Origin of the sequence: Microtetraspora malaysiensis (assembly GCF_001528665.1) — a bacterium.
GTDB lineage: Bacteria > Actinomycetota > Actinomycetes > Streptosporangiales > Streptosporangiaceae > Microtetraspora_A > Microtetraspora_A malaysiensis.
In genome coordinates this window covers 171,422-184,894 of sequence record NZ_BBYJ01000005.1, presented here as the reverse complement: position 1 = coordinate 184,894, position 13,473 = coordinate 171,422, and the positions used below count along the sequence as shown (strand labels likewise).

Here is a 13,473-nt window from a genome sequence, read left to right as displayed (position 1 = left end):
GGACCTGCGGCCGCCGGTCGCCGCTCCGCCCGAAGCCGGGTACCGCTTCTGGACAGAATCCAATATGTACACACGATGGATGGGCCGCTGGGTCCGGCTCGACAGCCCCCCGGCGGCGAGTACTTCGTGGAAGTGAACGACGGTTTCGCCGCGCTGGGCAATCTCATAGAGGTCGACCACCACGCCAGATCCCGGTTCACATGAGGTCCGCCCAGCGGGGTTCGAGTTCGACGCCGACGGCGCGCCGGCTGAGGCGGGCGGCCTCGATGAGGACGGTGCCGACCCCGCATATGGGGTCGCAGACCAGCTGGCCCGGTTCGAAAGATTCGGCGACGGCCGCCCAAATCGAGAGCGAAGCAGTGTCTATCAGGTAGGACGAGGAATGAGGCGCGCTGAACCTAGCCGCGCAACCACCGACAGACCGACGACGAGCCGGAATGAAAGGAATCCATCGAATGACGGACGCTGAACAACCCTCCGCAACGCCTGCCGAAGCGAGCGCGGACTATCAGAAGATGATCCGCGTGGAGGCCTCTCCTCAAGCGCTGTTCGATGCACTCACCAGCGTCTCCGGCCTCGCCGCCTGGTGGACCCGTGTCACGGGATCCGGCGACGCCGGCGGCGAACTCAGGTTCTTCATGAGCTCCCCCGAACCGCTCGTGATACATGTCGATGAGGCAACGCGGCCCACATCGGTGCGATGGACCGTAACCGAATGCAGCTTCCTCCCCGACTGGGTTGGAACGCGTCCGACCTTCACCATCACCCCGGTCGATGGCAACGCGTCTGAACTTCAGCTCCGTCACCACGGTCTAACTCCAGAATTGGACTGCATCGGGATGTGCACTCGCGGCTGGGACCACTTTCTCGCGAGGAGCTTGCGTGAGTACGTCGAAGTCGGCCACGGCAGCCCTCACGGAAGCAGCGCAGATAAAGCCCGCCGCGTCTAGGAACCCTACCGAATGACTCCGAAGGGAAGCGTTGCCCAAGCTCGCTCTTAGTTACCGGCACCGGACCGACTACATTCCAGACAAGGAGTGATCATGGCAAAGGTAATTTTTGGAAACCATTCGGCGGTTCGAGTTCCTCGGACAGAAAAGGACAGAATTCGCAGGTTCTATCGTGACGTCCTAGGCTGCGAGATAGCGAGAGAGGGTGACCAAAAGGACGACTTTCGCATGGGAGGCAACTTCTATATCGCGTTTCTCTACGAGAACGAGGGCGTCGCTCTGGATGAGAGCGGGTTTTTGAAAGCGATCTATCTGGAGCTGAAGACCGACAACGTCGAAGAGATGAGGCAAAAAATTGTCGCCTTCGGCGTCAACGTAATCGAAGTGCCGGATCCGCACCTCTACTTCCAAGCCCCTGGAGGACAGGTCTTGCGGCTGGTCGGAATCAACGAGGACCTCTCCAAATATGAGGGGACCGGGCACGGCGAACAGTTCGTTGGGCGGGCGTTTGAATGAGGGCACGAAAGCTCAAAAACGCAAACAAAAGGCGCCAGCCCGGCACAACGATTGCGACAGAGGAGCGGGGGCGACTGCTGGTGCTAGTGACCCGCCAAATCAGCCGTGGGCAAGACCCTGCTGAACTAACGGAATCGGCCCCGGATTCTTGTCTCGGCCACCAGCCGCAAAGTCGCCGCACACGGATTCATCGACCGGCTCGGCCGGCCACGGCGCATGGTTTCCCTTGCCCATGAGTCAGCTGAGGGTGTTGAACGTCGCTTCTGGGCGGTCACGTCGGGAGTACAGCTCCCAAGCCGCTTCGGCGATGCCATCGGGATCGAGTGTTCTGGCCCCCACGTCACCGAACTGGTCCTGCTGGGACTGGACCATCTCGTAGATGTCGCCGCGTTCGATAAGCCCACCGATGATCAGGCTTCCGGCGTAGACGCCCTTCTCGGCCAGTGCCGTGTTCAGAGTCAGGGCGTAGTTGCGCAGCGCGGCCGAAGACAGCGCGAGCGCGCCGAGGGCGGGCATGGGCATGACAGCGCTGAGGCCGCCGGCGAACAGCAACCCGCCGTCGCCACGCTCGATCATGCCGGGTAGCACCTTGCCGACCACGTCGACGGCCGGATACACCGAGGCCATCGCTTCTCGCACGCTCGCCGAGTCGGTATCGACGATCGGCGTCGGCGGGGCCTGCAGGTCGGCCGCGCCGGGCCCGTAGTAGAGCACGTCGATGCGGGAGAACCTGTCGGCGATGGCGTCCAGAGTGGACAGGATCTGGTCGCGGTCACGTACGTCGGCGACGAAGGACTCGGCTTCGATGCCCGCCTCGGCCAGAGAGGACAGGTATCCCGCGTGCCGGTGGTCGCTGCGGGATAGAGCGCCACCGCATGGCCCTCACGGCCGAAGCGATGCGCGATGGACATGCCGAGCCGGGGCCCGACGCCAACGCCGTTTGACCCGCGCCCCCGCCCCGTCGTGGCGGTCGACATGAGCAAGACCAAGCCGCGGGAGCCGGATCCAGGCACCTGGCTCCTGAACAAGATCGACATCCGCGAGCAAGGTCTGACCTGTCAGATCGAGCAGACACAGGCGCAGATCGACGCTCTGACAACGCGGCTGCGCGAACTCCAGGTCAGCCAGGGCATCCTCGTGGAGACCGAGCCGGGATTGTTCGCTCAGCCGCATCCCTAAAGACCCCGGCCCGGGCGTGACGTCGTCCATGGGCTGGCCCCCAGGGCGGTGGTGAGACGCGAAGCGAGCCTCGCGACGGCGGCATGCAGTTCCGGCCCGCCCTCGATGCGGAAGGGGAACGGCACGTTCGGCAGCCACTCCTGCGCGTACATCGTCGGATTGCTCGTGCTGCCGACGAGCACGCACCTGTCCCCCGACGGTTCGAGCCTTCCCATCGGCGGCCGGATCCAAGGCGCCACCTCTGCGAGGGGAGCGTCGAACACGACGCGCGTGGCGAATTCCCACCCGGTGCCCAGGTTCTCCTCCAGCGCCGCCACCGGGTCGAGGTCGTCGGGCGGCTCGAACGCGTGTGTGCTCCGCCGAACCTGGCGGACGCGGTCGACCCGGTAGGTGCGGACGGCGTCCGCGTGGTGGGAATAGCACAGCAGGTACCAGCGCCCGTGACGGACGACGACCGCCCAGGGGTCGACCTCGGCCTCCCACTGGTTGCCGGACTCGCTCTGGTAGGCGACCACCACGCGCCGCCGGTCCGCGATGGCGGCCACGAGCGCGCTGGTGGTGGCGGGATCCGGACGGGCCGAGAACCGGTCGGGCGCCGCCGACGCATACTCACGCAGCGCCGCCGCCTGCCGTCCGATGTTCTCGGGCAGGGCCCGGATGACCTTGCCCAGGGCGGCGCCGACGAGGTCGCTGACGTCGGTGGCCGCCGGCTGGCCATTGAGTACCGCCATGACCAGGCCAAGCGCCTCGGGTTCTGTGAAGGCGACCGGAGGCAGCCGCGTCCCGCGCCCAAGCTGGTATCCGCCATACGGGCCGCGGACCGACTCGACGGGGATGCCCGCCTCACGAAGGATCCCGACGTACCGGCGCGCGGCCCGCTCCGTGACGCCCAGACAAGCGGCGAGTTCGCCGGCCGTCACGCCAGGGCGGGCCTGGAGAATCTCCATGGCGCGCAGAGCTCGTGCGGTGGGACTGAGATCGGTCGGCACACGAGCACATTACGAGGTCACGTAATGAACAGGAAGTAGAACGTCCGGAATCGGCCCTAGCCTGACGTCCTGACCGCGTTCCGTCCTCGCCGGAACGCGCTGAAGAAAGAGAACTGACCATGGATATCCTGCTCATCGCCGGCCTGTGGCTCGACGGATCCGCGTGGGACGACGTCGTGCCCGTCCTTCAGGCGCTCGGCCACCGCCCCATACCGATCACCCTGCCCGGGCAGGGGGACGGATCTGCCTCGGCCACTCTCGACGACCAGGTGGCAGCCGTGCTCGCCGCGGTGGCGTCGGCGTCAGGAAAGCCCATGGTGGTGGGGCATTCCGCCGCTTGCACCCTGGCCTGGCTGGCCGCCGACGCGTGCCCGGAGCGGGTCGCCAAGGTCGCGTTCATCGGCGGCTTCCCGGCCGCGGACGGGCGGCCCTACGCCGACTTCTTCGAGGTGAAGGACGGCGTCATGCCCTTCCCCGGCTGGGGTCCTTTCGAAGGACCGGACTCAGCTGACCTCGGCGAGGAGGCAAGGAGCGACTTCACGTCCGCGGCGATTGCCGTCCCCGCCGGGGTGACGAAGGGCGTGGTACGCATGACGGACGAGCGACGGTTCGACGTACCCGTTCTCGTCGTGTGCCCCGAGTTCACCCCCGCCCAGGCTCAGGAGTGGATAGCCGCCGGTGACGTGCCCGAGCTGGCCAAGGCCAAACACCTTGACCTTGTGGACATCGACTCGGGCCACTGGCCCATGATCACACGGCCTGCCGAGCTCGCCCGGCTTTTGGCCGCCGCGGCCCCTGAGATCTGACGCAGCTGCCGGCCATCGCTCCTCGCTGATCAGCCGGGTCAGCGTAGCGATCCCGCTCGACAGCAGAGTGCCTTCGCGCAGCATGTGCACCACGGCGCGGTCGAAACAACGCCCACAGCCTTTCGACCGTCGACCACACCCCGGGGGCCAGGTGGCCGCAGACCTCCTGTTCATGTTCGGAGAACTCCGCCGGCTCCAGCAGGTCCAAGATCTCCCAGGCGTGCTCGTTGGGGGGGTCTTAAGATGGCCGGAAACGCCTTGACCGCCCGCCTTACCTGATTCAAGCGACGGAAGGGGCATCAACTCGCGCAATGCCCTCTTAGGCACCAGGGGAGACATTGCGGAGTTTAGTGGCCCGCCACGCAACCTTGCGGGTAACTCGTTCAGCTTCTGATCGGCGAGCTCGCGGCAGAGTTGGTCATGGGCTGTGCTCGGGCGTTGCGCCAGCGCACGTAGGCACCGATCGCCGCGTTCTGCTCGTCACGACTACGGTGGTCAGCGCCGTTCAGCGCGTGGTAGCGCAACGCGGCGAACTCCGACTCGATCCAGTGGAGTTGCCCCGGTTCCTTCGCGCTCCGTGTGATCCGCTGCAGCTTGCGGCCTTCCTCCATCGTTAACGGCCGGACGAACACTTCCGGTCGGCGAACCACGACCGCCTCCCATCATCCATATCGGCCTTGATGCCATCGCCTACTGCGCCCATCGGCGCCCAACCGCGACGAGCACTTTGCGGATGAGCCGGGCAGCATCACCGTCTCCTCCCCATACCGCCACGCGATCGCCGTCTACGGCGCGAATCGCTACATGGGATGAAGGTGGCCGGCCTGCGATGCCAGATCGCTTACCTGGCAGGTAATCGCCCTCCGCGCGAAGGGCGTGCCAAGATCGGCAGCGCACCGAACACGACCCACCGGGAGGACACCATGCCCGCCTACGTCATCGCCCACCTGCAGGAGGCGGCCCCGCACCCGGAGATCGCCGAGTACATCGAGCGGCTCCCCACCACCTTCGAGCCGTACGGCGGCCGCTATCTCGTCCACGCCACCCAGCACGAGGTGAAGGAGGGCGACTGGCCGGGACATGTCGTGATGATCGGGTTCCCGGGGATCGCCGAGGCGCGGGCGTGGTGGGATTCGCCCGCGTACCGGGAGATCGCGCCGCTGCGCTCGCGGCACATCGAGGGCGACATCATCATGGTCGACGGCGTGCCCGAGAACTACGTCCCGACGGCGGCCGTCACCGCCCTACGGAAGGCGGCGGCCCTGCCCGCGTAGGTCAGCGTCCGGGATGACAACAGGAGCGCACTCAGGCCCCTGGGTGAATTGGTCGATCTTGGTCGACGACCAGTCACGCACGTGCTGCCGGGAGCCTGGCGCTTGACCCTCACGCGTCGTCAGGCTGCATAGTCGGTGGCGTGGAGGAGCACTTGACCGTGGGACGCGTGGCCGAGCTGGCCGGCGTGACCGTCCGCACGCTGCATCACTATGACGAGATCGGGCTCGTGCGGCCGTCGGCGCGGACCGCAGCCGGGTACCGGGCCTACTCGGCGGGCGACGTGGAGCGGCTGCGGGAGGTGCTGGCCTACCGGCGGCTGGGCTTCGGGCTGCGGGAGGTCGCGGACCTGGTCGGCGACCCGTCCACCGACGCGGTCGCGCACCTGCGCCGACTGCGCGGCCTGCTGCTGGAACGGCGTGATCGCGCTGATGCCATGGTGGCGGCCATCGACAGGGAACTCACGGCTCGGGCGAAGGGAATGAAGATGACGCCGGAGGAGCAACTGGAGATGCTCGGCGCGCGGCTGTACGACGCGATCGGCGGCGCTTATATCGCGACCCGGCGCACCGAGCTGCGGATCGCCACGCAGATCTGGGATGCGCTTGGGGACGCACAGACGGTGCTGAACGTCGGGGCTGGCACCGGCTCCTACGAGCCCTCCGACCGCGACGTGACCGCAGTAGAGCCGTCGGCGGTCATGCGGGCGCAGCGACCCACTGGCGCGGCACCGTGCGTGGCCGCCGCCGCGGAGAGCCTGCCATTCAAGGACCAGTCCTTCGACGCCGCAATGGCCGTCTCCACCGTTCACCACTGGCGGGACCCGATCGCCGGGCTACGCGAGATGCGGCGCGTGGCCCGCCGCGTGGTGGTACTCACATTCGACGCCAGCGAGCCCGGATGGCAGCGCCGGTTCTGGCTTACCCGCGACTACCTGCCCGAGTTCGTCGGCCTCTTTACCCAATGGCCCTCGCTTGCCGGGATGGCCGACGCGATCGGCGCCCGCGCGGAGCCGGTGCCCATTCCGTGGGACTGCGCTGACGGCCTGTTCGAGGCATACTGGCGCCGGCCCGGGGCGTATCTGGAGGATCATGTGCGCCGCGCGATGTCGGTGTGGACGAGGGTCGGGCCGGAGGCCGAGCAGCGGGCGGTGCGAAGCCTCAGCGACGACCTCGCCTCCGGCCGGTGGGCCGAGCGTAACCGCGACCTCGCCGACCTCGACGCGGCAGAGCTTGGCCTCCGCCTGCTCATTGCCTGAACCGCGTCGCAACCTCAGCATCGTGGCTGTTCGTGAGAAGCGACCGCGTTCCTGGCTGGTTGCGGACGTGGTCTGCCGGGCGGACGGAGCTGTCAGAGCCGGCCGACGGCGCGGAGCAGGGCGCGGGCGAACCTGCTGAGCGTGAGCGCGGGCAGTTCGTCCGGCGTGAACCAGGGGGCATCGCCTGCCCAGCCGCTTGGTATCCGAGCCCTCGTCGACGCCACTCACGAAGCCGCCGTGACGAGCTCCCAGAGCCGCCGCACGAGACCCTCCGCCCAGTCCTCCCTGAACTGAAGTCGTCCCTGGCTCTGGATACTGCGGGTGCCGACTGATCATCCGGCCAGGTCAAGCCCGCATGGCGGTATGCCCTGAGGCCTCCGCCAAGTCGATCATGTCGGCAGACGTGCGGCGCGATCGGAGCCTCATGCTGAATACCTCGGCCTTGCCGAGCAGCGGTCGCGGGCGCGTCAGGCGCCTTGCCATGCGAGGCGGCCTGAGCGCAGGTCGTCGATCACCGCGCGCAGCCAGTCGCGTTCGGCGACGGCCACCGCGCGGAGGTACTCGGTCTCCAGCGCGGCGACGCGGGAGTGGCCGTCGACCACGTTGGCGGCGAGACCCTCCTCGCCCGCACCGCCCCCGAGGACCTGATGGCCGTCGGCCCGATGGAGGCGATGCCCGACGTGCCGGCATGGCACCGGGGCCGGATGGTGCTGGTCGGTGACGCCGCGCACGCCCCCTCCTCAAGCTCCGGCCAGGGCGCGTCACTGGCCGCCGAGAGCGCCGTCGAACTGGCCCGCTGCCTGCGTGACCTGCCCACCGCCGAGGAGGCGTTCACGGCGTACGAGCGGCTGCGCCGCCCCCGCGTGTCGGTGATCGCCGGGGATGCCGCCGCCAAGAACAAGGCGAAGGCGGGCAAGGCCGAAGGCCAGGCGGCGTTCCCGACCCCCGAGCAGATGTTCGCTCCCGTGCACCGGCACCACATCGACTGGGACGCCCGCATCACCGCCTGACGCCCCGGCGGTGACGGCGGCCCCATCAGTGGAACGCCTGCTCAGGGTCGGCAAGAGTAGGCCCGCAAGACTGGAACCGGATCCGCTGCCAGATCATGTTTCGTGGTGCAGGCTGCCGCCGAAGCCTTCGAACCCTGGCACGCCCTGGTCTTCGACAAGCTCCGCACTGCCGGCATCCGCGACGAGGACGCCGCGGGCCGCGACGTCCTCCACGCCTTCAACGAGACAGAGGTGGGCCGGCGGTCCCCTGAAATGTCGGCGATGGTCGGTGCGGCGGGAAAGCGGAGCGGAGTGCAGCGCAGCGCCACTCTCGGACGGCGAGCACCACGCCCCGGGGAACTCCCCTCAGCGAGAGTTGAGGATCTCGGTGACCCGGATGAACCCGTCCGTGCCGTGGCCTTGGGCGATGGCGCGCCGGGCCAGGTCGTCGACGGCGCGCAGCACGCTCGCGTCGATGCCATTGGCCTCGGAGGCGTGGACGATGTGGGCCACGGACGACGCCGCCGAGGTGATCGGGTTGCCTTCGCCGGAGAACGTGCCGCTGTCCACGTCGTCCGCCAACTGGTCGAAGAGCGGGGGGAGGATCGCGCCGATGCCCTTGGCGAACGGCGCCAGTTCCCGCGCGGTGATCCCTTCGGCCCTAGCCATCGCCAGGGCGTGCGCGTATCCCGCCATCGCGGTCCAGAAGATGTCGAGCAGCGCGATGTCGTACGCGGCCGCCCGGCCGACGTCCTCGCCGAGGTGGGTGTGGGTGCCGCCCAGGGCGTCCAGCACCGGCCGGCGCTCCAGGTAGAGCTCCTTCGGGCCGCTGTGGAGGAACACGGCGGCCGGTGTGCCGATGGTCGGGGTCGGCGTCATGATCGCGCCGTCGAGGTACCCGATGCCGTGCTCGGCCGCCCAGGCGGCGGTGTCGCGGGCGCGGTCGGGGGTGTCGGCGGTCAGGTTCACGAGGGCGCGTCCCTTGAGCGCGGCGGCGACCGCGTCGTGCCGTACGACGGCGTCCACCGCGTCGTAGTTCACCACGCAGATCACGGTCAGCCCGCTCGCGGCGACCGCCTCTTCGGGGGACGGGGCGCTCACCGCGCCCCTTTCGACCAGTTCCCGGTCCCGGCCCGGCGTCCGGTTCCAGACGGTGGTTCGCAGGCCGGCGTCGAGGAAGGCGCCGGCCAAGGACCGGCCCATCGGCCCCAGTCCGAGCACGGTGACGGCAGACTGGTCGGTATGTGACGTCATGGTTCAACTCCTGCATGGAAATCAACGAACGGCAACGAATGGGACGAAGATGACGCGCAGCCGCGCCCAGGACCTGAATGTCTGCGGAGTGACCGCCGCGATCGCGGTGATCGACGGCAAGTGGAAGACGATCCTGCTCTGGCTTCTGGAATCGCGCCCGTACCGGCCCGGCGAACTGCGCCGACGGCTGCCCGGCCTCACCGAGAAGGTGCTGACTCAGACACTCCGGGAGATGGAGGCCGACGGACTCGTCCACCGGGAGGTGCACGATGTCCGGCCGCTGAAGACCGTGTACTCCCTGACCGATTTCGGCCGGGAGCTGTCCGAAGCGTTGGCTCCGATCTCCGACTGGGGCCACCGGCGCCTGGACAGGCTGGCCGAGTCCCAGCGGGTTTCCTGAGCCACGGCTACGCCTCCCTTCGCACCGGATTTCGACGGCCGCGCGACCGCCCATGACCATGGTTCCGGCCACCACATCCCGCGACAAGTACCCACAAAAAGGTGGCTATCGGCCATGAGGAGCATCGGGCGCGTCTCCCGCGGCCTCTTCAGGGGGCCGCGGGCCCGGAAGGTGGAGCGGCTGGCCGGCCGTCTGCATGACGCGTGGCGCGCGGGACGCCGGCTGCCGGGCGGCGGCTACGAGCCGCAGATCAGGACGACCGCCGATCGGGCCTGGGTGAGACGGCACGGCGCCGACCGGGTGGACATCGCCAACACCGGTTACCGGGATCTGCCGGCCGACTGGCAACAGGAGAACCGGGAGTCGGCGATCGTCGCGGTCAGGCTGGTGACGGAGGGCCGCAGGCGCGGGGCCGACCTGTCGGGCGAGGAGTTCATGGAGTCCGCGAGCCACGCCGTGCACGAGGCATGGCTCGTACGCAACGGGCGGCGGGCGTCGCCGGAGCAGCGGCTGCCCTACCGCCTGCTGCCCGAGGCGGAGAAGGAGAAGGACCGGCTCGTGGTGCGCCTGGCGCTTGAGCTCTGGTCGTGAACGCCGGACGGCGCTCCGGTCAGGACGCGATCCGGAGCGCCTCGGCGGCGACGGCGTGGCGCAGGTCGCGGATGCCCGGCCGGCCGCGTACGGGGTGGACGTTGTTGGTCAGCAGGACGACGGTCAGCGCCCGTTCGGGGTCGACGACGAGGGAGGTCCCGGTGAACCCGGAGTGGCCGTAGGCACGGCCGAGCGGCCCCACGATGGCGGGGTCGCCGATGCGGACGCCGAGCCCGTGGTCGAACGCCGCCCCCGTGACGCCCTGGTCGCGGGTCATCTCCGCCACCGTGTCCGGGCGCAGGATCGGCCCGCCCCCGGTGCGCAGGGTCTCCCCGAAGCGGACCAGGTCGTCCGCCGTGGAGAACAGCCCGGCGTGCCCGGCGACCCCGCCGAGGCCGTACGCGGTCTCGTCGTGGACCTCGCCCCTGATGCAGCCGGGGCCGGGGCGGTCGGCCTGGTACTCGGTCGCGACGACACGCGGGAGCAGCTCGGCCGGGGGGCGGTAGCAGGTGCTCGTCAGGCCGAGCGGCCCGATGACACGGGTGCGTACGAGCTCGTCGAGGGGGGCTCCCCCGGCGATCTCGGCCACCCGGCCCGCCGTCACCATGCCGACGTCCGAGTAGACGTACCGCTCCCCGAGGGGGTGATCCGGCCGGGTGGTGAGGATCAGCTCCATCCGCGCGGCACGCACGGCGGGGCCGTCGCCGGGGATCTCCTCGTGGGCCCGGCGGCTCGGCGGCAGGCCGGCCGTGTGGGTGAGCAGGTGCCGCAGCGTGGTCGCGCGGTGCCCTCCGTACGCCGCCGGTAGCCAGGTGGCGACCGGCTCGTCGAGCTTGAGGAGGCCGTCCTCCACCAGCGACAGGATGGCGGTGGTGGTGAACAGCTTGGTGATCGAGGCGAGGTCGAAGACCGAGTCGCGGCGGGCGGGCGGACGTTTGTCCAGGAGCGCCTCCGTAGCTCCTGAATAACGTACGGCCTCACCCGCCGCGGCAGCGGCGACGACAGCTCCGTCCACGGCGATCACGGCGACCGCCGCCGAGCAGGCGGTGGGGACGGCGTCCGCGAGAATTCCCCGCAGGCTCGCGTCCGGGCCGCCGGAGTCTCCCGGGTCAGGCACCGACCACTCCCCCGGACGCGGCCTGCCTGGCCGCCTCCAGCTGGTCGCCGTTGGCCCGCAGGAGCGCCCTGGCGTCGTCGGCCGCGAGGTCGTGCTCGATCATGAGCACGGCCGCCTTGACCTGCCAGCCCGCCGCCTCCAGGGTCGCGTGGGCGGTGTCCAGGCCCGCGCCGGTGATGTCGCCCACCATGCGGGCGGCCCGGTCGACGAGCTTGGAGTTGGCCGCGGAGACCTCGATCATCGAGTTCCCGTACGTCCGGCCGAGCCGGACCATCGCGATCGTGGAGATCATGTTCAGGACCAGCTTCGTCGCGGTCCCGGCCTTGAGGCGGGTCGACCCGGTCACGATCTCGGGCCCGACGATCACCTCGATCCGGTGCTCGGACGCCGCGGAAAGCGCCGAGTCCCGGTTGCAGGACAGCCCGGCGGTCAGCGCGCCCCTGCGGGCGGCCTCCCCGACGGCCCCGATCACGTACGGCGCCCGCCCGCTGGCGGAGACCCCCACGACGCTGTCGAGCGGGCCCACCTCCTTGCCGGCGATGGCCGCGGCTCCGGCGGCGTCGTCGTCTTCGGCTCCCTCGACCGAGCGGGTCAGCGCGGGCACGCCGCCCGCGATGATGCCCTGGACGAGCTCGGGGTCGGTGCCGAAGGTGGGCGGACATTCGGACGCGTCGAGCACGGCGAGGCGGCCGGAGGTCCCGGCGCCCACGTAGAAGAGTCGTCCCCCCTGCTTCATGCGGGCGACGATCGCGTCGATGGCGGCCGAGATCTCCGGGATCGCCACGGCGACCGCCGCGGGGACCTTGGCGTCGGCCGCGTTCATGAGCCTGGCGACCTGTTCGGTGGGCAGCCGGTCGATCTCGCTGTAACGCGGATCGCTCTGCTCGGTGGACAGGTCGGCGAGTGGTTCAATCATCTCGTTCCATGTCGCTAATTTTCACCGGATGGTTCCATTATGCAAAGATTCTTCGGAGAATGGGATCATGTCACACGTACGAACCGGCGCCGAGCGGCTCGCGAACGATCCCGATCTCCTACGTGGGGGCCGGATCGGTCTCGTCACCAACCCGACCGGGGTTCTTCCCGATCTGACCCCGACCGCCGCGGCGCTGCAGGCGGCGGGGGTTCCACTGGCCGCGCTGTTCGGTCCCGAGCACGGGATCCGGGGCACGGCGCAGGCGGGTTTCGGCGAGGACGCGGGTCAGGACCCGGCGACCGGGCTCCCGGTCCTCGACACGTACGGCAGGAGCGGCGACGCCCTGGACGCGGTGGTGGCGGCCTCGGGCGTGGACACGCTCGTCTTCGACATCGCCGACGTGGGGACGCGCTTCTACACGTTCGTGTGGACGATGCACGACCTCATGGCGTCGGCGGCCCGGCTGGGGCTGCGCTTCGCGGTGCTCGATCGGCCCAACCCGCTGGGCGGCACCCGGGCCGAGGGCCCGGCGCTTGAGCCGTCCTGCGCGAGTTTCGTGGGCCGGGCGCCCCTCCCGGTGCGGCACGGCCTGACCCTGGGCGAGCTGGCGCTCCTCTTGAACGAGTCGATCGGCGTCGATCTGACCGTTGTCGTGCTGGAGGGCTGGCGGCGCTCCATGCGCTTCGCCGACACCGGTCTGCCGTGGATCATGCCGTCGGTGAACATGCCGACCCCGGACACCGCGCTGGTCTACCCGGGCACCGGCCTGGTCGAGGGCACGTCCGCGTCCGAGGGCCGGGGCACCACGCGACCGTTCGAGCTGGTCGGCGCGCCCTGGCTGGACGGCGGCTTCGCCGCCGGGCTGAACGGGCTCGGCCTGCCCGGCGTGCGGTTCCGCGACACCTGGTTCACGCCGGCGTTCCACAAGCACGCCGGCGCGGCGGTGCGCGGCGTCCAGGTGCACGTGCACGACGCCGAGGCGTTCCAGCCGGTGCTGACCGGGGTGTCGATCCTGCACCTGCTGCGCTCGCGGTGGCCGGAGCAGTTCGCCTGGACCACCGCCGACCCCGCCGGGACCGGCGTGGAGGGCGGCCGGCACTTCATCGACCTGCTGTGGGGCTCCCCGTCGCTGCGCGAGCGGACGGACGCGGGGGACGACCCCCGCGACCTGTGCCCCTCCCCCTGCCACCCGGAGGCCTGGTTGTACGGCGGGAAGCTGCTCTACCCGTGACATCC

General features: G+C 69.6%; 17 protein-coding genes and 1 pseudogene. 10 read left to right on the top strand and 8 right to left on the bottom strand.

Annotation, left to right across the window (positions count from 1 at the left end; all coding sequences use genetic code 11):
• Positions 1-196: 196 nt before the first annotated feature.
• Positions 197-346 (bottom strand): DNA methyltransferase, encoded by a 150-nt coding sequence (locus tag AWQ71_RS44255; RefSeq protein ID WP_218001649.1) that lies wholly within the window; start codon positions 344-346, stop codon positions 197-199.
• 109 nt (positions 347-455) lie between these two features.
• Between AWQ71_RS44255 and AWQ71_RS03670 the strand changes: the two genes are divergently transcribed.
• Together AWQ71_RS03670 and AWQ71_RS03665 are read left to right on the top strand one after the other, a co-directional pair.
• Positions 456-950 carry an SRPBCC family protein gene (locus AWQ71_RS03670; RefSeq protein WP_067126630.1) on the top strand — a complete coding sequence of 165 codons (495 nt, stop codon included), beginning with the start codon at positions 456-458 and terminating at the stop codon, positions 948-950.
• A 93-nt stretch (positions 951-1,043) separates the two neighbouring features.
• A complete protein-coding gene (locus tag AWQ71_RS03665) occupies positions 1,044-1,466 on the top strand; it encodes a VOC family protein (RefSeq protein WP_067126627.1) in 423 nt (140 codons plus the stop codon).
• Positions 1,467-1,703: 237 nt separating this feature from the next.
• Here AWQ71_RS03665 and AWQ71_RS03660 read toward each other — a convergent pair.
• Positions 1,704-2,318: pseudogene (locus AWQ71_RS03660) on the bottom strand (SDR family NAD(P)-dependent oxidoreductase); the annotation flags it as partial.
• A 123-nt stretch (positions 2,319-2,441) separates the two neighbouring features.
• Here AWQ71_RS03660 and AWQ71_RS03655 point away from each other — a divergent pair.
• Entirely contained in the window at positions 2,442-2,645 is a 204-nt protein-coding gene (locus AWQ71_RS03655; RefSeq protein WP_067126624.1) for a hypothetical protein, read from the top strand.
• Here AWQ71_RS03655 and AWQ71_RS03650 read toward each other — a convergent pair.
• Positions 2,642-3,634 carry a helix-turn-helix transcriptional regulator gene (locus AWQ71_RS03650; protein WP_067126621.1) on the bottom strand — a complete coding sequence of 331 codons (993 nt, stop codon included), beginning with the start codon at positions 3,632-3,634 and terminating at the stop codon, positions 2,642-2,644. The genes AWQ71_RS03655 and AWQ71_RS03650 overlap by 4 nt on opposite strands.
• A 119-nt stretch (positions 3,635-3,753) precedes the next feature.
• On the opposite strand from AWQ71_RS03650, the gene AWQ71_RS03645 reads away from it, so the two are divergent.
• Positions 3,754-4,440 carry an alpha/beta fold hydrolase gene (locus tag AWQ71_RS03645; RefSeq protein WP_067126618.1) on the top strand — a complete coding sequence of 229 codons (687 nt, stop codon included), beginning with the start codon at positions 3,754-3,756 and terminating at the stop codon, positions 4,438-4,440.
• 383 nt (positions 4,441-4,823) lie between these two features.
• Here the strand turns inward: AWQ71_RS03645 and AWQ71_RS03640 are convergent, their stop codons facing one another.
• Positions 4,824-5,090, bottom strand: coding sequence for a hypothetical protein (locus tag AWQ71_RS03640; protein ID WP_218001628.1), 267 nt, complete (start codon positions 5,088-5,090; stop codon positions 4,824-4,826).
• Positions 5,091-5,363: 273 nt separating this feature from the next.
• Here AWQ71_RS03640 and AWQ71_RS03635 point away from each other — a divergent pair, with 273 nt between their 5' ends.
• On the top strand, positions 5,364-5,714 hold the full coding sequence (locus AWQ71_RS03635) for a DUF1330 domain-containing protein (protein ID WP_067127547.1): 351 nt from the start codon (positions 5,364-5,366) through the stop codon (positions 5,712-5,714).
• Between the two features lie 167 nt (positions 5,715-5,881).
• Entirely contained in the window at positions 5,882-6,970 is a 1,089-nt protein-coding gene (locus AWQ71_RS03630) for a MerR family transcriptional regulator (protein ID WP_218001627.1), read from the top strand.
• A gap of 467 nt (positions 6,971-7,437) precedes the next feature.
• On the opposite strand, the gene AWQ71_RS44250 is transcribed toward AWQ71_RS03630, so the two are convergent.
• On the bottom strand, positions 7,438-7,572 hold the full coding sequence (locus tag AWQ71_RS44250) for a hypothetical protein (protein WP_281195289.1): 135 nt from the start codon (positions 7,570-7,572) through the stop codon (positions 7,438-7,440).
• Here AWQ71_RS44250 and AWQ71_RS03625 point away from each other — a divergent pair.
• Positions 7,558-7,980 (top strand): FAD-dependent monooxygenase, encoded by a 423-nt coding sequence (locus tag AWQ71_RS03625; protein WP_369407182.1) that lies wholly within the window; start codon positions 7,558-7,560, stop codon positions 7,978-7,980. The genes AWQ71_RS44250 and AWQ71_RS03625 overlap by 15 nt on opposite strands.
• Positions 7,981-8,325: 345 nt before the next feature.
• Here AWQ71_RS03625 and AWQ71_RS03620 read toward each other — a convergent pair whose 3' ends face one another.
• Positions 8,326-9,213: an NAD(P)-dependent oxidoreductase gene (locus AWQ71_RS03620; protein WP_067126605.1), complete on the bottom strand. Its 888-nt coding sequence runs from the start codon at positions 9,211-9,213 to the stop codon at positions 8,326-8,328.
• A 49-nt stretch (positions 9,214-9,262) separates the two neighbouring features.
• Between AWQ71_RS03620 and AWQ71_RS03615 the strand changes: the two genes are divergently transcribed.
• Both AWQ71_RS03615 and AWQ71_RS03610 read left to right on the top strand, forming a co-directional pair.
• Positions 9,263-9,613 (top strand): winged helix-turn-helix transcriptional regulator, encoded by a 351-nt coding sequence (locus AWQ71_RS03615; protein WP_067126602.1) that lies wholly within the window; start codon positions 9,263-9,265, stop codon positions 9,611-9,613.
• A gap of 114 nt (positions 9,614-9,727) precedes the next feature.
• Entirely contained in the window at positions 9,728-10,204 is a 477-nt protein-coding gene (locus AWQ71_RS03610) for a hypothetical protein (protein ID WP_067126599.1), read from the top strand.
• A gap of 19 nt (positions 10,205-10,223) precedes the next feature.
• Here the strand turns inward: AWQ71_RS03610 and AWQ71_RS03605 are convergent, their stop codons facing one another.
• Positions 10,224-11,321, bottom strand: a complete 1,098-nt coding sequence (locus AWQ71_RS03605; protein ID WP_245658094.1) for a serine hydrolase domain-containing protein — start codon at positions 11,319-11,321, stop codon at positions 10,224-10,226.
• Positions 11,314-12,237, bottom strand: a complete 924-nt coding sequence (gene murQ, locus AWQ71_RS03600) for an N-acetylmuramic acid 6-phosphate etherase (RefSeq protein WP_067126596.1) — start codon at positions 12,235-12,237, stop codon at positions 11,314-11,316. The genes AWQ71_RS03605 and murQ overlap by 8 nt, the downstream gene beginning before the upstream one ends.
• Positions 12,238-12,304: 67 nt before the next feature.
• Here murQ and AWQ71_RS03595 point away from each other — a divergent pair, with 67 nt between their 5' ends.
• The gene (locus tag AWQ71_RS03595; RefSeq protein WP_084258463.1) at positions 12,305-13,468 is read left to right on the top strand and encodes an exo-beta-N-acetylmuramidase NamZ family protein; all 1,164 of its coding nucleotides are present in this window, start codon (positions 12,305-12,307) and stop codon (positions 13,466-13,468) included.
• Positions 13,469-13,473: the final 5 nt, after the last annotated feature.